A 20,034-nucleotide genomic window follows, 5' to 3' on the forward strand; every position below is an offset into this window, starting at 1 on the left:
GACTCAGGCCGCGGAGGACTCGTCCATGCGGCGGCGCAGGCTCAGCGGGCGCATGTCGGTCCACACCTCTGCGATCCGGGCCAGGCACTCCTCCCGGGAGCCCTCGGTGCCCTCGACGTGCCAGCCTGCGGGCAGCTCCCGCCCGACGGGCCACAACGAGTACTGCTCCTCGTCGTTGAACACCACGCGCTGGCGGGTGCCTTCGGTCTGCTCGGTGGTCATGGGAACTCCTTCAGGCATACGAGTGGACGGGTGGGGTCGGCAGGTGGGCAGAGGCGGGCGAGCGCAGGGCGTCACGCTCAGGCCGGCAGGAAGTTGTCGACACGAACGCCCAGCCCGCGCCGTTCGGCCTCCTCGCGCACGTACTCGGCCAGCGCGATGTCGAGCACTCCGAGGCCGAACGGGGAGTAGACGACGGGCCGTTCCGGTACTCGGTGCAGGGTCGCGGTGCCGCGCAGCAGCGCGCCGATCTCGGCGGCGACGAAGCCCCGGTTCCCGGCGGCCTGTTGGGCCAGGTCGAGGGAGGTGCGCTCACGGCAGACGTGGTCCGTGTCGTCGACCACGTTGACCGCGTCACGGATCGCCCCGGCCGTCAGGTCGCGCAGCGAGACGTGCAGCACGGTGGTGTCCGGGCCGCATGCGGTCAGGTCCATGTGCGGGGCGGCCGCGGTGGTGGCCAGCGACACCAGCCGGTGCTCGCCGAGGGCCGCCGCCAGGTCGGTCACCGGGCGGGCCTTCACCTCGGGCGCGGCCTCGGCGCAGCGGTCGGCGAACGCTTCGGCACGGGCCGGGTCGGTGTCGTACAGGGCGGCCTCGCGCAGCCCGGGCAGGGCGGCGGCCAGGAAGCGCAGGATCTCCAGGTTGATCACGCCGCAGCCGATCAGCAGCACGGAGGCCGGGGGCCGCTCGACGGTGAGCTCCGCAGCGGCGAGCGCGGCGCTCGCGGCGGTGCGTTTGGCCGAGATCACGGCGCCCTCGACGAACGCGACCGGGCGGCCGTGGTGGAGGGAGTTGAGCACGATGGCGGCACTGGCGCGCTCGGTGCCGGCAGAGACGTTGCCCGGGAAGGAGGCGATCCACTTCATCCCGGCCGCCGGACGCTCGCCGCCGCGGTAGGCCGGCAGGCCGATGATCCGGTCGCCGCGGTGGTGCTCTTCGGGGAAGCGCAGGAACGTCGAGTGCGGCAGGGACGTCTGCCCGGCGTCGTGCAACCGGTAGGTGTCGGCGACGAGGCGGATGATCTCCGTCTCCCGACCGGACAGCACATCCGCCACATCGGTGCGCCGGAGGACCAGCATGGGGTTTCCTTCTCTGCGGGACGGGCGAGGACAGGAACCAGGGACGATGGCGAGAAATGGCCGGAGGCGGTGAGGACACAGCCTGCAGCGATGCAGCGATGGTGGGCTCCGGCGCTATATGCGCCCTATACGTCCCTCCCGCTGTGCCGGGCCCCGCGCAGCGGGGTCATCGCCGCCGTACGGCCTCCAGCTCGTACAGGCTCGTGCCCGCCAGGAGGGGATCCTGACGGACCTCGAGCGTGAAACCGTGGCGGTGCAGCAGGTCCTGGACGGCGGTGAGGCGGCCGGCCTCGTCGTGGACCTCGGCCACCACCATGTGGATCAGGGGCCAGTGGCAGTCCTCGATGCCGCGCAGAACGTCCAGTTCCGCGCGTTCGACATCGACCTTGAGAAGGTCGACGCGGGGGACGGCGTGGCGGCGCAGCAGGTGGGAGACGGTCACGGCGGGGACGGTGGACTCGACGCCCTCGTGCAGGCCTTCGACCAGTTCAGCGGCGTCCTCGGGACCCACCCCGCTGTTGCGCAGGAAGGTCAGGGTGATCTCGTCGTCGGCGGCCCGGTCGGCGTGGAGTCCGGAGTTGCCGGGGGCCTCGGGGTAGTACGTGAAGCGCAGTCGGCCGGGCTGCTCCGCGACGGCCGCACACTCCGCCGCCCAGCCCGGCGCCGCGTGCTCGGTGAGATTGCGCACCAGACAGGCATGCAGTTCGGCCGCCGGCTCGGCCGCGATGACGCGGACGTGCGCCCGGGTGCGCGCGCAGAGAACCGACAACAGTCCGATGTTGGCGCCCACGTCGATGACCGTGCTCCCGTCCCACAACCCCCGTGCCGCCCGGTCGTACGCCCCCGGGGCAGCATCTCCCTCCACATGGCCACCGCCGCGGGGCCGTTGGTGCACCACACGGCGGGACCGTCCGGCAACTGCTGCCGCAGGGGGCACCGGGACGGGGAACGGTCGCTTTCGTCCCGTTCCCTGGGCTGGTTCCTCCTGAGGCGCTCATGCCGCCCCCGACCCGAGTGCGAGCAGGAAGGCCAGGTCGTCGTGGGCGACGAGGGGGACATCGGACACGCGGGCGCCGGGCGCATCGAGGGAGGTGTCGAGCAGGCGGCGCCAGGTGTCCCCGAACCGTTCGATCGTGGCCGCGTCGAACAGGTCGGTGTTGTAGCGCAGCACCGCCCGGAAGCCGTCGGCGCCATGGAGCACCTCCACGGTCAGATCGAGCTGCCCCTCCTGCTGCGGCACGTCGCACAGTTCGGCCCGCAGCCCGCCGAGCCGCACCGGCCCCTCGTACAGCCCGGGCACCGGCAGCCGGTCCGCGGCCACCAGCGTGCAGGAGATGCGGAACAGCAGCCCGCGCGAGGGTCCGCTGTCCAGCAGCTCGACGGGATGGCGGGCGTGTGCCATCCCGGTATGAAGCTGCCGCCGCGCCGACTCGACGACCTCCAGCAGCGTCGTCGCGGACGTGAACCGCCCCACGAGCGGCAGCGCGTTGACGTAGTAGCCGACCGCCTCCCGGGTGCCGGGCGTGAACCGTGTGGTGGCCGGGCAGCCGATGACGAAGTCGTTGCCGGCGCCCGAACGATGCAGGGCGGACTCGAAGGTGCCGAGCAGCCAGGCAAACGGAGTGAGGCCCCGGTCCGCGGCCGCTCTGCGCAGTCGTCGCGCCATTGCCGCGTCCAGCCTCACCTCGTGGGTGGCACCGTTGAGAGTGCGCTGCGCCGGCCGCGGCCGGTCGGTGGGCAGCTCCGCCGCGCGGACCCCGGCGCACACGTCCCGCCAGTACACCGCGGCCCGCTGCCCACGCGGCGATGCGACGAAGTCCCGCTCGGCACGCACCTGTTCGTCCCAGGGCGTGACGGCAGCGGGCGGGGCTGCGAGTGCGCCCCGCCCGCTGCGGGCGCCGTACTCGGCGAACAGGTCGCGCACCAGCAGCCACTGTGAGGTGGCGTCGCTGACCAGATGGTGGGTGGCAGTGACCAGCACCGCGTCGTCGGGCGCCCGGCGCAGCAGCACTGCGCGGAAGGCCCCGGACTCCATGATGCGGAACGGCTCCTCGCCCGCCTGCTGGGCGAGCCGGAACAGCCTCTCCTCATCGGCGTCCGGCACCTCCCGTACGTCCAGCCGCACCGCCTCGGGCGCCATGAGCAGCCGTACGGGCCCCTCGTCAGTGGCGGGGAAGCGGGAGCGCAGCAGTTCGTGCCGTTCGACGAGCGCGGTCAGCGCCCGCTGCAGGACTTCGGTGTCGACGCGGTCACGCAGCCGTACCGCGAGGACGACGTTGTAGGCGGAGCTGTCCGGGTCGATCCGGTGGGCGAGCCAGAGCGCCTCCTGGCCGGTGGACATGAGCATCGGCGTTCAGTCCTTCCACAGATGTGAGACGTCGCCGAAGTTCCCGCGAACCCAGGAGTCCGAATAGATGGTGTCGAGATAGCGGTCGCCGCCGTCGGGGAAGACGAGGACGCAGTTCGAGCCCTCGGGTATCCGGTGCTTGATCTTCCACAGAGCCGCCACGGTGGCACCGGACGAGCCGCCCGCGAGCACCGCCTCCCGGTCGATGAGCCGACGGCAGGCGGTGACGCACTCCAGGTCGGAGATGTGCACCACCTCGTCGGCGGCCGAGGCGTCCATCAGCGGCGGCACCACGGAGGCGCCGTGCCCCGGGATCAGGCGCTGGGTGGATTCCAGGCCGAAGATCGCGCTGCCCATCGCGTCGACGGCGACGATCGTGGTGTCCAGACCACGCGTCCTGATGTGGTCCCGGCAGCCACGCAGGGTGCCGAAGGTACTGACCGAGCAGAAGAGAAAGTCGACCTTGCCATCCAGGGCCTCCTCGATCTCCCGCATGGTCGTCTCGTGGGCCTTGGGGTTAAGCAGGCTGGTGTACTGGTTGGGCCAGTACGCGTCCGGTATCCGATCGACCAACTCGCGCACCCGGCTGAGCCGGACCGGCAGAAACTCGCCGGTCAACTCGTCGCATTCGGTCACCACCTCTACCTCGGCGCCGAAGGCATTGAGGATGGCGAGGTTCTGCCCGGTGGTCTTGCCGTCCACCACACAGATGAAGCGCAGCCCGAAGTACCGACATATCTGGGCGAGTCCGACGGCGAGATTGCCGGAGCTGGACTCGACGATCACCGAACGGCCCGGCTCCACGGCGCCGCCGCGGATGGCCGCGAGGAGCATGCCGAGCGCGGAACGGTCCTTAATGCTGCCCCCCGGATTGAATCTCTCGATCTTCCCGAACACGCGGGAGCCCAAGTCCGGCAGCAGTTTTTCGAATGCGACAAGAGGGGTGTTTCCTACGGTCGACAGAATGCCAGGGAACGTTTTCTCGGGCATGGCTGTTCGCCCCTTCCCGGAGAAGCGGTGCGGAAATGGCGCGCGTCCGACGTGTCGCGGGGCGCGGAAACAAGGCGGGCCAGGGCCCGGAGGAGGGCGACGACGCGGTGGGGCCCCCGGCGCGAACGCAGTCGAGTGCGGGGGAGCCGGCAACCGACGACAAGGCCGCCGGGGGTTCCCCCTCTGGGGGAGGGCGTGCCGGGCCCCGCGTCTCCGGCATGATCCGCCGCACAGGCCCTAACGGGCCAGCTCAGCGGCGAGGTGGTCGGTGATCGCGTCGATGGTCGGGTGGTCCCAGGCCATGGTGGGCTCCACGACGAGGCCGAAACGGTCTTCGACATCACCGCACAGGGTCAAGGCGTACACGGAGTCCAGGCCCAGCTCGGCGAGTTCTGCGCCCGCGTCGATGTCGGCCGGGGTGAGTTCGAGGTAGTAGGCGACCCGGTCGACGAGCCATTCGCGGATGGTCTGCGTCGAGGTGGCGGGGTCCTGGCCGGCTGATGCGGCGCCGGCCGCGACGTCGGTGACGGAGGCTTCGGTCATGGGGCAACTCCCTTGACGGGTACGGCCCGCTGGGCGAGCCGGGTGCGGAACAGGTCGAAGGTGCGGGCGTCGTCATGGCGAGCGGACAACTCGTCGAAGAGCGCCCCGGCGGCGGCCTGTGACAGCGCCCCGCGGCGCGGGCCGAGCCGCCCGGCGAGCCGGTGCAGCGCCGCCGTGACCCACAGCGGGTCGGCGAGGAAACCGTCGGAGCGCTCGGCCGTCCGCCAGACGCCCAGGCAGGCGGCGGCCGCGAGCAGCAGCACGTATCGCTCGGCCAGCAGGAAAGAACGGCGCCCGGCGACCGGGGTCCGCTCCAATGCCGGCAGGGCGGCGCTGCGGCGCGCCAGATCCGCGAGCGCGTCACTGAACTCGGCTGCCAGAGCCGCAAGTCCGGCCAGCTCGGGACGGGTGACCGCCTGCCTGGCCAGGTCCCGGGCGAACAGCGGGAGCCGGCCGGCCAGGCCGTCGGCCCCGCGCGTGGTGAGCTCCAGTCCGCCGAAGTCGAGCGGGGGCAGCGGGGCGTGCAGGCGGAACAGCGCGTCGTCGCCGTCCGGCCCGGTGGTGCGGACGTCCAGCGCGGGCTGCCAGGCGCGCTCGGCGAGCCGGGGCAGTTGCGGAACGATGTTCGCCAGGCACACCGCGCCGCTGGCGTGGGCCAGTGCCACCACGGGCAGGTCGCGCGCCGCCTTCTGGAACGCCGCATACGGCCCCTCGCGTACGTAGCTGCGGGCGCCCAGCACTGCGCCGAGCCGGTAGGAATTCTCCTGGAGCAACTTGGGCACGAGGTACTTCACCGCCGCCGAGCGCACGCTCGCCTCGGCGGGCCGCAGGTGCAGGGTGCGGGCGGCGACCATGGACAGCGCGTCACAGATCAGCAGGTCCACGAAGGCGTCGGTGAGCACCGAGCGGGGCAGCGGCAGCGTGCTCACCGGGGCCCCGTACAGCCGACGTTCCCCGGCGAAGGCGAGGACCGTACGCAGCTGGCTGTCACCGACGCCGACGACCATGCCGGGCAGCACACAGCGGGTCACCTGGAAGACCTTCAGCACGGTCTCCATGGCGCCGCCCTTCTCGCCGAGCAGGGCGGCGGCCGGGACGGGACAGGAGTCGAAACGTGCGCCCCCCAGCAGGCAGCCGCGGACCCCGGAGGTGGGGTAGCGGGCGGTGCGGTCGACATGCCCCGCAGGCAGGGCGTCGAGGTCGACCAGCAGATGCGAGTGGCCCCGGCTGCCGGGCCGTTCACCGGTGCGTGCGAAGAGCACGGCGGCCTCGGCCCGGCCGACGTTGTTGATCAAATGCTTGGCGCCGTCGAGGAGGTAGCCGCCGTCGGCCGCAGGGCGCGCGGCGAGCGAGATCCGGGCGAAGTCGCTGCCGTGGTCCAACTCGGTGTAGGCGGCGACGATCCGGCCGCCGCCGCACAGCAGATCGGCCGCCCACCGCTGTTGTTCGGCGCTCCCGTCCGACCAGATCGGCAGCCCCGCGATGAAGCTGGTGACGCCGTGGCCGATGCCCAGGGCACAGTCCCGGCGGAAGATCGCCCGCATCAGCAGCGCGAACCGGTCGGAACGCTCGAAGCGGCCGCCGAGCGCGGCCGGCGCGAACTCGGCTCCCAGCCCGTACGCGGCCAGCGCGCTCTCGCCGTCCGCGGGCAGTTCGCCCCGCTCGTCGGCTTCGAGGACGGCAGCCGAGCCGAGCGGATTGGCGGGGTGGTACGGGTCGCCAAGCAGGGTCTCCAGGCGGTCGAGACGCTCCAGGGCGGTGTCAGGCCGGGCGCCGTCCGCGCGGGCCTCCGTGGCGCTCGTGGTCGACAGGTGCATCATGCCGCGTCCTTGGGTGAGGCGGTGGGGGTCGGCCGGTCGGTGGCCGCGCCGCTCGGGGCGCTGGTGGCCTCGGCCAGCGGGCAGTGCAGCAGGGAGAACAGCAGCCCCCGCTCGTGTTGGGTGTGCAGTGCGGGCAGCAGGGTGTCCAGGGCCGGTCCATCCGCGTCGTCCAGGTCGGGCATGCCGGTCAGGCGGTGCAGCAGCCGGGCGAGTACGGCGTCCAGCCAGGCCGCGTCGTTCCACAGCGGGCTGTCGGCCACGGCACCGACCCGGTTCTCCAGCCAGAGGTGGAGGCTCGCGGCGCCGGCGTACACGAGGGCGTACCGGCCGGCGGAGGCGAACGCCGCCTCCGGGACGGCACGCGCGCTGTGCCGGTGCGCGGCGAGTTCCTCGTGCACCTCGTCCGCGAGCGCAAGCAGCTGCACGGCCCGCTCGGCCACGGCGGGTGGGGCCAGCACCCTGACACGGCGCACCGCCTCCGGCAGGGACTGCACGACGCTCGAACCCGAGCGGGCGTACAGCGTGAGCCGGTCGTGGTCCAGCTCCGGCGGCGGGCCGTCGAGGCGGGCGGCGGCCGTGACCCCGTCTCGGTCGGCGAGGCCCTTACTGTAGCCGCGGGCGAGCACCGGGAACTGGTTGATCAACGAGTTGAGGTTGACGGCCGTACTGCCGTCGAAGATGCCCACGATCCGGTGATCGCGCTCCAGCTTCTGGAAGGCGCCGTCGGCGAAGTCCTCGACCAACATGGCGCGGGCCCCGAGCAGTCCGCGCAGCGCGCCGATGACCTCGTCGCCGAGGGTGGGCACGAGGTACTTCACCACCGCGGAGGTCGTGCTCAGCTCGTCGGTCAGCGTATGCACGGAGCGGGTCGCGACGAGGCTCACGGCCTCCATGGCCAGCAGGTCGGCGTAGACCTCGGCGAGGGTACGCGCGGCGTGCGGCAGGTGGGCCAGGGGACGGCCGTAGAGCCGGTGCGTGCGGGCGAAGCCGGTGGCGATGCGCAGGGCGTGGTCGGCCATGCCGAGGGACATCGCCGAGCACAGGGCGCGGGTGATCTGGAATCCCTTGAGGATGATCTCCAGGCCCGCCCCTTCGGCGCCGACCAGCGCGTCGGCGGGGAGTTCGGCGCCGTCGAAGGCGATGCCGCTGATGTCGGCGCCGCGCACGCCATGGGTGGGGACGCGCGGGAGGGACTGCCAGGTGCCGGGAACCAGCCGCGCCTTCTCGACGAGGAACAGGCTGAAGCCCCGGCTGCCGCCGTCGGGCTTGATGCGAGCCAGGACGCACACGAACCCAGCCCGTCCGGCGTTGTTGATCAGCCACTTCTCGCCGTCCAGCCGCCACCCGTCGGCGGTGCGCTCGGCGCGCAGCTCACCGGCGAGCAGATCGCTGCCGTGGGCCCGCTCGGTGAGCGCGAGAGAGACGACGGCTCCCTCGCATACCCGTGACGCGAGAGCTTCGGCCTGTTCGGGTCGCCCTGCCAGCCAGACCGACACGGCGCCGAGATAGGTCTTTGCGTGGCCGAGCGCGGCGGTGAAGTCCCGCCGGGCCAGGATCCGGATGAGCTGCGACAGTTCCTCGGCGCTGCGCAGTTCGCCACCGAACCGGGCGGGCACGAACCACCGGGGCAGCCCCAGCACGTCCAGTTCCCGGCACACGTCCGCCGGGAACGCCTCCGCCCGGTCGGCCTGCGCACTGCCCCGGTGGGAGAACGCCCGCCGCCCGTCCCCGGGATCCCCGAGCCGCACCTCCAGCTCCCGGCCGAGCGCATACGGATCCCATGCCTCGCCCTCGGCCACTGGCGGCACCCGCAGCTCATCCGCGTCCCGGCCGACGCCGCGGAACGCAGCGCGCAACTGCGCCGACAACTCCTCGCGCAGGGTGCTCAGTCCGCCCTCTTCGAACAGGGTGCGCATCAGCGTGCGCCGGATCTTGCCGCTCGTGGTGCGCTGGATGCGGCCGGGTTTGACGAGGACCACGCCGCCGACCCGGACGCCCAGGCGCTGGGCCAGGCGGGCGCGGGCGGTGCGGGCCAGGGTGGCGAGGGTCTCGGCTGGAACGCCGCGGCTGTGGACCTCCTGGACGGCGACGATCTCTTCCGCGACGGAGCCGCCGGGTCGGGAGGCGAAGACCGCGGCGGGCAGGTCGCCGAAGGCCGGGTCGACATCGCGCAGTTCGCGCTCGATGTCGTGCGGATACAGGTTCCGGCCGTGCACGATGATCATTTCCTTCAGGCGGCCGGTCACATACAGGTGGCCGTCGCGCAGTGCCCCCAGGTCCCCGGTGCGCAGAAACGGCCCGGCACCGTCGGCCGTCACCGCGCGGAACGTCCGCTCGGTCTCGGCCGGCCGGTTCCAGTAGCCGAGTGCCACGCTGTCGCCGCGGATCCAGATCTCGCCGATCCGGCCGTCGGGCAGCACCGTACCCGTGTCGGCAGCGACGACACGCACGTCCAACCCGCGTACGACCCCACTGCTCGCCAGCTCCCGCACCGCACCGCCGGACCGGCCCTCCGCCTCCGTCACCAGGCCGCCGGCCAGCGCCTCCGCGTCCGCGCGCAGCACCGCCGGCGGCTCGTCCACGGGCGTGCCGGAGACGTAGAGCGTGGACTCGGCAAGGCCGTAGCCGGGCAGCAGGGAGTGCGCCGAGAAGGCCGCGCCCGCAAACCGCTCCGCGAAGCGGGCGAGGGTCGCCGCGTCGACGGGCTCGGCGCCGTTGCAGGCGTAGCGCCAGTGGGACAGGTCCAGCCCGGTGGTCTGCTCCTCGGTGAGGCGGCTCGCGCACAGGTCGTACGCGAAGTTCGGCGCACAACTGATGTCGGCCTTGTGCCGGGCGATGAGCCGCAGCCAGGAGACCGGCCGTTTGAGGAACTCGGTCGCCGACATCAGCACCGCGGTCCCGCCCAGATACAGCGGGGCGAGCATCATCGCGATCAGGCCCATGTCGTGGTAAGCGGGCAGCCAACTGCACCAGGTCATGCCGCCGTGCCAGCCGTGGCTGTCGCGCATCAGCCGCAGGTTGTGCAGCAGCGCGCCGTGCGAAACCATCACGCCCTTCGGATCGCCGGTCGACCCGGAGGTGTACTGCAAGAAACACAATTCCCCCGGCTCCACGACGTGTTCGGCCCAGGCCGTCGCGTCTCCGGCGTGCTCCGCGGACTCCACCGCGGCGGCTGTGATCCCGGCGAGCGCCGTCCGCTCACCCCCCAGCCAGCGCTCCACGGCGGGCAGACCCGCCACGTCGGTGAGCACCAGCCGAGCGCCGGTGTCCGCGGCGATCGCCGTCGTACGGGCCTCCTGGCGCCCGAAGCCACCGGGCAGCGGCACCGGGACGGGTACGGCGCCCGCGTAGAGGCAGCCGAGGAAGGCCCGCACGAACGTGGTGCCGGGACCGCAGGACACCAGCACCCGGTCGCCGATCGCCACCCGCCCGCGCAGCCACTGGGCCGCAGACCGTGCGGCCCGGTCGAGTTCCGCGTAGGTCAGGCTCTCCTCGGCCGGACCGGTGCTGAACCGGACGGCGCTGTGAGCGGGCTTTCGTGCGGCCCTGCGGCGCAGCGCGCTGATGAAGCTCTCGAAGTCGGTCACCCCAACTACTCACCCTCTGCGGCTGGTGGTGCCGCGGTCGCACAGCAGCGGTATGTCGTTCACCCAACCGGCGCCCGCTATGCGGCACCTATATGCAGCCATCCGGGCACGGGGAGGGGCGGATCGGCGGGAAACGGCGACGGCCGCCGTAAGGCGCCGGCGGGACGGTGCCGTACGGCGGTCCGGAATGGCTCGGCCGGAAGGGCGGCTCAGCCGCATCCGCCCGCGTGGCCGTCGTCGACGGACCGCTCGGGCTCGAAGGGCGCGGCCTCCGGGCCGGCCAGGGGTTCCACGAGTCCGGGAGAGCGGCCGGTGAGCACCGCCACGAAGGCGGGCAGCCGGTCGACGCCCCAGTACTTGTCGTAGTGGTCGACGAAGAACGGCACCCCGAAGACGCCGTCGCGCTGGATCTCCAGCAGTATCCGCACGCCCTCGGCACGCAACTCGGGATCATCCGACGCCGACGCCAACGCCTCCGCGTCGAGACCGAGTCGCGCGCTGAAGCCACCGATCACCGACCGGTCGCAGATGTCCTGCCCGAGCTCCCAGCGGGCCCGGGCGGCAAGCGCGATGTACTCGGGGCCCATGCCCTGCCGGGCCGCGGCCAGATAGCCGAGGTGCGGCACCTCCCACACCGGCTCGCGGTCCACGGGCCAGCTCAGCGACAGCCCCCGCTCGGCGGCCAGGCGCCGCACGTCCTGAAGGATGTAGCGGTGCTTCTCCGGGCTCATCGGGGTGTAGGGGAAGGACCCGCCGGCCTCGCCGAGCAGCTTGCGGCTCAGCTCGTCCGGCTCGAAGAACGGTACCCACTCCAGGGCGGCCGCCAGCCGCGGATGGTGGGCCGTCAGGTCCTGGTAGGCGAGCCAGGAGTAGGGACTGCGCAGCGAGAAGTAGAAGCGCGGGGGCCGCCGGGCGCGGCGGCCCCCACCCGCCGTGCCGCTCACAGCGCGATGCCGCCGTCGACCTGGAAGACCTGGCCCGTGACGTACGACGCCTCGGGCGAAACGAGGAAGGAGACCAGCGCGGCGACGTCCTCCGGGCGACCGAACCGTTTCAGTGGAATGCGGCCCAGCATCTCCTTCGACACCTTCGGCGGCAGCACCGAGGTCATGTCGGTGTCGATGAAGCCGGGCGCCACCGTGTTGGCCCGGATACCGTGCCGGCCGCCCTCCTTCGCCAGGGACCGGGTGAAGCCCATGATCCCCGCTTTGGACGCCGAGTAGTTGGTCTGGCCCGCGTTGCCCGCGACCCCGGCCACCGAGGAGAGCGTGACGACGGCACCGCCGCCCCGCTTGATCATCGAGAAGGCCACCGCACGGCAGAGGTTGTAGGTGCCGTCCAGGTTGGTGCGCAGCACCGCGTCCCAGTCCTCGTCCGGCATCAGCACCAGCGGGTTGTCGCGGGTGATGCCGGCCGAGGTGACCGCGGCAGACGCCGGGCCCAGCTCATCCTCCGCCGCGGTGACGAAGTCCCGCACCTGGGCGCGGTCGGTCACGTCCACCCGCCGGGAGAGCACCCGGCGGCCCAGCTCGCGCGCCTCCTTCTCCACCAGGGCGGCGGCCTGGGCGTCGGAGCGGTAGCAGAAGCCGACGTCGTAACCGTCGCGGGCCAGCCGTTCGACGACCGCGCGGCCGATACCGCGAGACCCTCCGGTGACCAGAGCGACCTTGTCGCCGTGGGTGTCACTCGCTACGGACATCGCGTCGTCTCCTCATACCTTCGGCAGGGCGCGTTCGGGCGCCTGCAGCAGTTCCGAAACATCACGCAGCGCCACCACGAACGAGCCGACGCGCAGTACCTGACGGTCAGCGGCGTACGTCTCGCCCGCGAGGACCGCCGTCTCGTCGACGGACTTCACCAGGTGCACCCGGTGCTCCAGAACGTCCCCCGGGTGGACGCGCACGCCGAAGACCACCTCGTTGATGGCGCCGGCGAGTTCGACCTTCCCGGCCAGCACGTCGGGGTTGGGGTTCTCCCACACGGACAGCAGCACCGCGGACTGAGCCCAGGACTCGATCACCAGGGAGGTCGGGTAGGCGTAGTCGGCGGCTGCGGCGTCCTGGCCGAGAGGCGCGTAGCAGGGCTCGTTGCCGGACACCGCCTTGAGCGCGGTCAGGCTCTCGCCCGGCGTCACCTGTGTGACGCGGTCGACCAGGAGGATCTCCCCGCGGTGCGGAATGGTGTTCTTGATGCGGTCGATGCCGTACGCGGTCATGAGGTGCCCTTCTCCTGGTCCCAGCCGTCCCGGACCCGGTAGCGCAGCCGGATGTCGGCGACCTTGCCGCGGTTGGTGGCGATGACCGCCTTGAACAGCAGCCCGGCCGCGTTGTCCGTGACCACGACGTCGGCCAGCACCCGGTCGCCCGGAAAGACCGGCCGGTGGAAGCGGCACCGGTCCATGGCGACCAGCTCCACCTCGCCGGTGTGGGCGCCTTCGCCGGACGGCTCGGCGACGGGGTTGTCATTGACCCAATGACGGACCGTGAGGTCGGCGGCCTCGATGAGGAACACCCCCGGCAGCACGGGGAATCCGGGATAGTGACCGGCCATGACCGGACCGTCCTCCAGCGCGTCGAAGGCCCCGAGCGCGCCCGTCGGGCCGGTGCGGATCAGCTCGAGGTCGCCCAGCGGTGACGCAGCGCTCACCGGATCTCCCGCAGCTTGCCGTCGAGCAGTTCGTAGGTGCCCTGCAGGGAGGTGATTGATGCCAGCTCGGCTTCGGCGAGCTTGACGCCGTACTCCTTCTCCAGACGCACGGTGATCTCCAGCGCCATCAGCGAGTCGACGTCCAGGTCCTCCGTGAAGTGCGCCTCGTCGGTGACCTCGGCGACGTCCAGGTCAAGGACGTCGGCCACCAGGTCACGCAGTTGTTCCTTGTCGAGCAAGGGTGTGCTGGTGATGTCGGACATGGGGTAGATGCGTCCTTCCGAAGGATGGTTGGCGTACGAGAAGTGCAGGAGCGGGCGGCCCCGCGTGCCGCGAGGCCGCGGTCAGATGAGTACCGAGATCCGCGTGACGCCCGGGTAGCCCCGCGCCAAGGGCACCCGCCGCGTCACCTCACACCGGTGCGCAGGACGACCGCCCCGGTCTGGCCGTCGGGGTCGACCGAGGTGACGAGCACGGGGCGATCCGCTTCCGTCGCGGTGACGGCAGCCGCCAGTTGGAGGGAGGCGGAGGCGGCGCCCAGGTCGCCGATCAGGTGGCGCAGGCGCAACCGGGGCGGCCGGTGCTCGCCGAAGATCGAAGCAAGCGCCGCGTCCTCCCGGCCGCCGAGCGGGCCACCGCAGTCGGACGGCACAAGCAGGGCGACCTCGTCGGGCCGTACGTCGCCCTCCTTGAGGGCCTCGGTGACCGCACGCACCACCGCGTTGCGGGCACGCTCCGGGGCGTGGAAGGCGACGAAGCGGCTGCCGAGCAGCATGGCGAGCGCGGGGCGGCCGTGGGCGCGGGCCCGGCCGAGCGGCTCCAGCAGGAAGAGCGCGCAGCCTTCGCCCAGCGGCCCGGCCGGCTGCTGGTGAGGGCCAGAGGTGCGGGCCCGGTACTCGAGCCAGGCACGCTCGGTGGAGAATTCCTCGACGGCACCGCACAGGACGGCCTCGCAGTGGCCCCGGCGCAGCAGCCGGACCGCGTAGTTGAGGGCGAGCAGGCCGGTCAGGGCGCCGCCCGCGACCGTGGTGTTGGGGCCGCGCAGGGTGTGCCAGATCGCGCTCTGACCGGCGGCCCGGTTCATCACGGTGTTGGGGAACAGGGCCGGGTCGACGTGGAAGGGCTTCTCACCGGTCAGGGAGTCCCGGGTGAAGTCCATGATGCTCTGCACGCTGCCGTGCCCGGTGCCGAGGACCATGCCCACGGCCTCCGGGTCGTCCTGTGCCAGCCCGCCGCCGGCCTGCTCCAGGAGCATCCCGGCGGTAGCGACGGCGAGCGCGGTGGCCCGGTCCATCGACCGGGTGCCCTTGCGGCCCAGCACCGCCCTGATGTCGAAACCCGGGACGTGCCCGGACCGTTCGTAGGGGCCGAGGTCGAAGGCGTCGTCCGCGGCGCGCACGCCGTCGCGGCCCTCCCGCACCCCCTCGGCGAAGGTCTCGGCACCGAGCCCGTACGGCGAGGCGGCCGACCAGCCGGATACGACCAGGGTGTCCGGGTCCGCCCCGGTGGCAAGACTGACACTCATCGCTGTCTGCTCCTGTCGGTGAAGGTCGGGAGGTCGTTGAGGTCATGGAGGTCGTGGTCGGTCAGCCCCAGGCACCGGCGGCGGCGTGGAGTTCCGCACCGTCGACGCCGATGGTGTTGCCGGTCAGCCAGGAGGACTCGGTGCGCGACAGCAGCGCCACGGCGTCCGCGACGTCCTCGGGCCGGGTCAGCCGGCCGTGGGGGTTGTTCTCGGCGGCGCGCTCGACGTAGGCGGCGTGTTCCGGGATGCGCCGCAGGGCCGGGGTAACGGTGGTGCCGGCGCGCAGCGCGTTCACGGCGATGCCCCGGGGGGCCAGTTCGCATGCCAACTGCCGGACATGGGCCTCCAAGGCGGACTTGGCCGCCGAGACCGCGCCGTAGCTGGGCAGCGCCTGGGAGGTGCCGGCGCTCGTCATCGCGTAGACCTTCGAGCCGTCGCGCAGCAGGCCCGCCGCGAGCAGGTCCTGTGTCCAGTACACGAGGCTGTGCGCCATTACATCAAGGGTCATCTCCATCTGGCGGGCGGTGATCTGCTTGTCCCAGCCAGCCCGCAGCAGGAACGGCACGAGGGTGCCGAAGGCGAGCGAGTGGACCAGGACTCGGACGCCGCCGGTGGAGCCGGTCAGCTCGGCCAGCCGGGGAACGATCTCCTGCCGGGTGCTCCGGGAGGCGGCGTTGGCGTTGAAGAAGTGCGCCTCGACGCCCTTGCCCCGGATCTCCCCGACGAGTTCCTTGACCTCCTCGGCACGCGACGCCGTGTCGAAGTGCACGCCGACGACATGGACGCCCTCCTCAGCGAGCCCCAGGGCGATGGCTCGCCCGATCCCACTGGAAACCCCGAGGACCAGGCACCAGCTCCCCTCAAGCGACTTCAGCATGCTCTGACTCCTGTGTGCGATGGGGCGGTTCGGCAGACGCGGGAGGTGTGGACGGCACAGTTACGGGGGAGATACGCACGAGCGCCACATGCCCGGCACCGGTCGCGCAGACGATCAGCCGGCTGCCCCCGTCCCGCGCGGTGACGGCGTGGGCCACGGCCAGTGCAGGGCCCAGACACCCGATCCGCGGTGCCGCATCCACCGCCGGGCCGAGGCCAGGATGTTCCGGGGTGTCGGTCAGGGGAGCGCCTCCCGGCGGGATCGGGCGGCGGGCGGCCACCGCGGACACGACCGCCTCGGCGACCGGGGAACCGTCCAGGTCAAGGTGGAGCCCGACGGGGCGGTCCCCCGGAGCGGTCAGCTCCGCAAGCTTCGTGGTGAGGGCGAGGGCGGCGCGGGCCCGTCCCGCCCGGTCGGCCAGTGCGGCAGGCGGTACGAACAGGGAGCGGACCCGTACTGTCGCGCGTACCGCCGAGCCGCGTGATCGCGCCCCGGCCGGGGTCTCCAGCGTGAGTACCACGGCGCCCTGCTCGCCCCCGCCGCCCCGGCTCTCCGGGACGGGGTCCTCGGTTGCCGCCAGCACCAGCGTGTCGACGCGGCCCGACGTCAGCACCACAGCCGCGGTGGACAGCGCGTCCAGCGCCGCCGTGCGGGCCGTGGCGACGGTCAGCGCGAAGCCGTTGAGGGCAAGCTCGCCGGCCAGCCGATTGCCGAGGACGTTCACCGCGAAGTACGGGGCCGAGGCGGGGGAGATACCCGTCGCACCCGACTCGGCGACAGTGGCGTCCATGACGTCGAAGAGTCCGGCGAGCCCGGCGTTGGTGGCGAGCAGAAGCCCGCGCCGGTCGGCCGGGACCACGTCGGGCCGGCCCCCGTCGGCGAGGGCGCCCCGCGCCGCGGCGAGTGCGTACTGAGCGGCCGCCGGAAGGTACTTGTAGCCGCGCGGCCCGAGCCGGTCCCGATAGTCGAACCAGCCGCCGGCATCCGCCATCGGCATCCCGCCCGCCGCTGCGGCCGCCTCCGGCGAGTCGCCCCACGGCGTGACCACACCCGCACCGGTGACGACGAGTTCGTCCGCGGACACATCCGTCATACCGGCACTCCCCCCTCCCCCTCGGCTGCTCCGGTCCCCACCGCGTCCGCGCCCCCCGCCAGCACCACCGACGCGTTGTTCCCACCGAACCCGTAGGCGTTGACCAGCACACGCCGCGCCCCGGCGGGCAACGGCACCGGCTCGCCCTGCGGCAGCAGCACCGCACACTCGGGGTCCTGCTCCTTCAGCGGCACGTTCGGCGGCACCGTGCCGTGGCGCAGGATCAGCGCCGCGGCCACGGCGGCCAGCGCGGCGGACGCCCCGCCCGCGTGGCCGAGGAGTGTCTTGAGGCTGTACAGCGGCACGCTCGCGGTACGCGATCCGAGGACGCGGTGCAGGGCCCGGCTCTCCAGGACGTCGTTGAGCCGGGTGCCGGTGCCGTGCGGCACCACGCAGCCGATGTCGTCGGCCGCGCCACCCACGGCCTCGCGCATGGCCCGCACGATCTGCGCGCCGTCGGCACGCGGCGCCGTCGGATGGTCCGCGTCGCAGCTCCACGCGACGGCGGAGAGCCGCAGCACGCCACGGCCGTCACCAGTCGTCCGCACACCCCGCGCCCAGGCGTGCGTCGCCGACTCCACAACGAGAATCCCCGCGCCCTCGGCGAACACCGTGCCGTCGCGGTCGGCCTCGAAGGGTCGGCAGCGCTCCGGGTCGACGGCACCGAGCCGGTTGAAGCAGCCGAGTGCCACCCGCGAGTACGCGTCGGAGCCGCCCGCGATCACCACGTCCGCCACACCCGCGCGCACCAGATCCGCCGCGATGCCGAGCGCGTACGCCCCGGCCGCGCAGGCGTTCCCGATGTCGTGGACCGCGCCGAACACCCCGAGCTCGGCAGCCAGCGCGCCGGCCAGGCGGAACGGCGGCGTCCAGGCATCGTCGTTCCCCCGGCCGCGTTCGTTGGCGCCCGGTTCGCCCATACAACTGCCCAGCACGACGGCCGTGCGGGCCGTGGCGAGCGCCGTCGCGTCCAGTCCTGCGTCGGCCAGCGCCTCAGCGGTGGCGAGCGACGCGAACCGCGTCGCCCGGTCGGCCGCCAGGTCGGGGTCGGGCACCAGGCCGATGAGCGGCAGGTCCATCCGGGCGAGCGGGTCCGCCGGCCGGTCCGGCAGACGGGTGCCGGCCGCCGTCATGGCCCGCCACAGAGTGTCGGCGCCCGCACCGTGACAAGTGACGGCGCCGACCCCGGTGACCACGACCTCGACCTCGCGGTTCATGCCGCCCGGCCATCCAGGGCTGCGTTCATACGGTCGTCGAAGGTCACCAGGGACCAGTCGCGGCGGTTCTCGATCACCGCGTAACCGTGGGTGATCCGGCCGGTCGCCGTCTGCACCAGCTTCCCGTCGCGCACCACATAGGTGTCCATGCGCGAGTCGTACGTGAAGCCCTTGAAGATGCTCTCCACGGTGAGGACGACGTACATGTCCTCCTCCATGTGGGCCTCGTCGAGGACGGTGATCCGCGAGTGCGGCACCACCGGGATCCAGTTCTGCTCGTCCAGCAGTGTCTTGATGGACACCCCGCGGTCGGCGACCAGCCGGTCCTTGGCCTCCTCCATCAGCCGGAGATAGCCGGACATCTGCTGACGCTCGGTGAAGTGGCAGTACCAGTAGGGGATGCGGAACTTCCACGCGTACGCGTTGCGCCCGGCCGTCAGCTCCTTGACCAGGTCGTCGGCGGTCAGGTCGACCTCGACGAGCTCCGGCGTCCAGCCGGGCGTCGCGGCGAGCCGGTCGACCGCGAACGGCGCGAGCGCGGCCGGCAGCGGCTGTTCGCCGCCGCCACGCGGGTCGAGGCGCAGTTGGACGCGGACGGTGGAGGTCACCGCCTTGAGCAGGGTGTCGCGCCGTACGTGCAGGGTGACCGCGAACAGCAGCTCGTCGTCCTTGGCCTGGCGATGGGGCCCGACCTCGGCGATGGCCGTGTCGTCGATGTGGAAGGCGTGCAGGATACGGGTGTCGATGTCCACGATGTCCGTGCACAGGCCGTACACCTCGTAGATCTCGCCCGGCGCGACACCCGCCTGCCTGAGGTGGTTCAGTACGGCTTCCTCGACCAGGTAATTGACATGCTTGAACCCGATCCAGGTGCAGATGTTGGAGCCCTCGTAGCGAGGACGGATCTCCAGGGAGCTGGGCTCCCTCAGGGCGAGGACCGCAGCGTCGATATCAGCGGTGTGGGCGGTCGTGGTCACGTCGACTCCGGTGCGTAGGTATGGAGTTGCGGAAAAGGGTGAACTGCGGGTGGGACTGGGGGCCGCGGTACGGCCGTACCCTCCGCCAGGCGGTCGGGGAATGCCTCGCTCAGCAAGGCATGCACCGCGTCCGCGAACCGCTGCGGCTGCTCCGCCATGGCGAAGTGGCCGCATTCCTCGAAGAGTTCGAACCGGCCGTCGGGCAGCGCCCCGGCCAGCGTGCGGGCGTCGTCGGGCGGGGCGGCGAAGTCCTCCGTGCCGGCCACCACGAGCACCGGCAGGCGCAGCGCGGCGACATCGAGGTGGGGGCTGCGCAGGTACGCCCCAAAGAACTGCTGCCATCCGTAGGGCCCGATCCGGTCTCGCACCCGCATCGCCATGGCGGCGCGCAGCGCAGGCTTGACGCGATCGCCCGTGCCGATCCGCAGCCCCTCTTCGAGGATGCGGTGGAAGCCGCTCAGGTAGTACAGGGCGTCGTCCCAGGTGAAGTTCCCCGGACTGCGTCGGTGGAAGGGTGCAACGACCACGGCGGCCCGAGGCCCGCGGCAGGCTGTCCGTCGGGCCAGCACCTCCAGGGCCGGTCCCGCGGTGAAGGAGTGCACGATGACCGCGTCGACCCCACCGGGCACCGCGTCGAGCGCCCGCTCCACGTGCTCCGCCGGGTCGTCGTGCACGCTCCACTCGGGATCGCCCTCGGCTCCCCACGGCAGCACGCCCTCCCAGATCTCGACGCCGTCCAGAGCCAGTTCCTCGTAGGACCGCCACACGGAGGTGGCCCCGGCCAGCCCGTGCAACAACAACACCCGTACCGGCACGGAGCCGCCCCGGGCCGCCCGCCGCAACCGCACGGTGGCCGTCCGCTGCCCATGGAAACCCAGCAGCCCGGTCGTCATGCCACCGCTGGACGGCCGGCCTGCCGGTTCGCCGGGACGGCGCGGCCCGGCCTGGCCCATCAGTGCTCCGGACGGCGGCCGGTCCCGCGACTCGGCTGCCATGCCGTCGGCGTCCGCTTCGTCCGAGCCGCGCTGTCCTCCCTGACCCGTCCGCACCGCGCAGGGCGGTTCACCCGGCGCGCGGGGCGTCACAGCCGAAGGCGCGTCGGCCGACGGCCACG

At 72.4% G+C, this 20,034-nt stretch carries 19 protein-coding genes; all 19 read right to left on the reverse strand.

Going from position 1 to position 20,034, the window contains the following annotated elements; all coding sequences use genetic code 11:
• Positions 1-3: 3 nt before the first annotated feature.
• On the reverse strand, positions 4-222 hold the full coding sequence (locus OG338_RS11840) for an MbtH family protein (protein WP_405937294.1): 219 nt from the start codon (positions 220-222) through the stop codon (positions 4-6).
• Positions 223-299: 77 nt separating this feature from the next.
• On the reverse strand, positions 300-1,298 hold the full coding sequence (sbnB, locus tag OG338_RS11845) for a 2,3-diaminopropionate biosynthesis protein SbnB (protein ID WP_405937295.1): 999 nt from the start codon (positions 1,296-1,298) through the stop codon (positions 300-302).
• Positions 1,299-1,464: 166 nt separating this feature from the next.
• The gene (locus OG338_RS11850; RefSeq protein WP_405937296.1) at positions 1,465-2,088 is read right to left on the reverse strand and encodes an FkbM family methyltransferase; all 624 of its coding nucleotides are present in this window, start codon (positions 2,086-2,088) and stop codon (positions 1,465-1,467) included.
• Positions 2,089-2,292: 204 nt separating this feature from the next.
• Positions 2,293-3,645, reverse strand: a complete 1,353-nt coding sequence (locus OG338_RS11855; RefSeq protein WP_405937297.1) for a condensation domain-containing protein — start codon at positions 3,643-3,645, stop codon at positions 2,293-2,295.
• A gap of 6 nt (positions 3,646-3,651) precedes the next feature.
• Positions 3,652-4,635, reverse strand: coding sequence for a 2,3-diaminopropionate biosynthesis protein SbnA (gene sbnA / locus OG338_RS11860; RefSeq protein ID WP_405937298.1), 984 nt, complete (start codon positions 4,633-4,635; stop codon positions 3,652-3,654).
• Between the two features lie 237 nt (positions 4,636-4,872).
• Positions 4,873-5,178, reverse strand: a complete 306-nt coding sequence (locus OG338_RS11865) for an acyl carrier protein (RefSeq protein ID WP_405937299.1) — start codon at positions 5,176-5,178, stop codon at positions 4,873-4,875.
• On the reverse strand, positions 5,175-6,998 hold the full coding sequence (locus OG338_RS11870) for an acyl-CoA dehydrogenase (protein WP_405937300.1): 1,824 nt from the start codon (positions 6,996-6,998) through the stop codon (positions 5,175-5,177). The genes OG338_RS11865 and OG338_RS11870 overlap by 4 nt, the downstream gene beginning before the upstream one ends.
• Positions 6,995-10,585: an AMP-binding protein gene (locus OG338_RS11875; protein ID WP_405937301.1), complete on the reverse strand. Its 3,591-nt coding sequence runs from the start codon at positions 10,583-10,585 to the stop codon at positions 6,995-6,997. Before OG338_RS11875 ends, OG338_RS11870 begins: the two co-directional genes overlap by 4 nt.
• 209 nt (positions 10,586-10,794) lie before the next feature.
• Positions 10,795-11,529 carry a 2-hydroxychromene-2-carboxylate isomerase gene (locus tag OG338_RS11880; protein ID WP_405937302.1) on the reverse strand — a complete coding sequence of 245 codons (735 nt, stop codon included), beginning with the start codon at positions 11,527-11,529 and terminating at the stop codon, positions 10,795-10,797.
• Entirely contained in the window at positions 11,526-12,284 is a 759-nt protein-coding gene (fabG, locus tag OG338_RS11885; protein ID WP_405937303.1) for a 3-oxoacyl-[acyl-carrier-protein] reductase, read from the reverse strand. The genes OG338_RS11880 and fabG overlap by 4 nt, the downstream gene beginning before the upstream one ends.
• A gap of 12 nt (positions 12,285-12,296) precedes the next feature.
• On the reverse strand, positions 12,297-12,800 hold the full coding sequence (locus OG338_RS11890) for a 3-hydroxyacyl-ACP dehydratase FabZ family protein (protein WP_405937304.1): 504 nt from the start codon (positions 12,798-12,800) through the stop codon (positions 12,297-12,299).
• The gene (locus OG338_RS11895; RefSeq protein ID WP_405937305.1) at positions 12,797-13,231 is read right to left on the reverse strand and encodes a hypothetical protein; all 435 of its coding nucleotides are present in this window, start codon (positions 13,229-13,231) and stop codon (positions 12,797-12,799) included. The genes OG338_RS11890 and OG338_RS11895 overlap by 4 nt, the downstream gene beginning before the upstream one ends.
• Positions 13,228-13,494: an acyl carrier protein gene (locus OG338_RS11900; RefSeq protein ID WP_405937306.1), complete on the reverse strand. Its 267-nt coding sequence runs from the start codon at positions 13,492-13,494 to the stop codon at positions 13,228-13,230. The genes OG338_RS11895 and OG338_RS11900 overlap by 4 nt, the downstream gene beginning before the upstream one ends.
• 143 nt (positions 13,495-13,637) lie before the next feature.
• Complete coding sequence (locus OG338_RS11905) at positions 13,638-14,756, reverse strand: beta-ketoacyl synthase N-terminal-like domain-containing protein (RefSeq protein ID WP_405937307.1); 1,119 nt, start codon at positions 14,754-14,756, stop codon at positions 13,638-13,640.
• Between the two features lie 61 nt (positions 14,757-14,817).
• Positions 14,818-15,633: an SDR family NAD(P)-dependent oxidoreductase gene (locus OG338_RS11910; protein ID WP_405937308.1), complete on the reverse strand. Its 816-nt coding sequence runs from the start codon at positions 15,631-15,633 to the stop codon at positions 14,818-14,820.
• A complete protein-coding gene (locus OG338_RS11915) occupies positions 15,617-16,726 on the reverse strand; it encodes a beta-ketoacyl synthase N-terminal-like domain-containing protein (RefSeq protein WP_405937309.1) in 1,110 nt (369 codons plus the stop codon). The genes OG338_RS11910 and OG338_RS11915 overlap by 17 nt, the downstream gene beginning before the upstream one ends.
• Complete coding sequence (locus tag OG338_RS11920; RefSeq protein WP_405937310.1) at positions 16,723-17,943, reverse strand: beta-ketoacyl-[acyl-carrier-protein] synthase family protein; 1,221 nt, start codon at positions 17,941-17,943, stop codon at positions 16,723-16,725. Before OG338_RS11920 ends, OG338_RS11915 begins: the two co-directional genes overlap by 4 nt.
• Entirely contained in the window at positions 17,940-18,920 is a 981-nt protein-coding gene (locus OG338_RS11925; RefSeq protein WP_405937311.1) for a hypothetical protein, read from the reverse strand. Before OG338_RS11925 ends, OG338_RS11920 begins: the two co-directional genes overlap by 4 nt.
• A complete protein-coding gene (locus tag OG338_RS11930; protein ID WP_405937312.1) occupies positions 18,917-19,915 on the reverse strand; it encodes an alpha/beta fold hydrolase in 999 nt (332 codons plus the stop codon). Before OG338_RS11930 ends, OG338_RS11925 begins: the two co-directional genes overlap by 4 nt.
• Between the last annotated feature and the right edge of the window lie 119 nt (positions 19,916-20,034).

It is taken from the genome of Streptomyces sp. NBC_00726 (assembly GCF_045161735.1).
Taxonomy (GTDB): Bacteria; Actinomycetota; Actinomycetes; order Streptomycetales; family Streptomycetaceae; genus Streptomyces.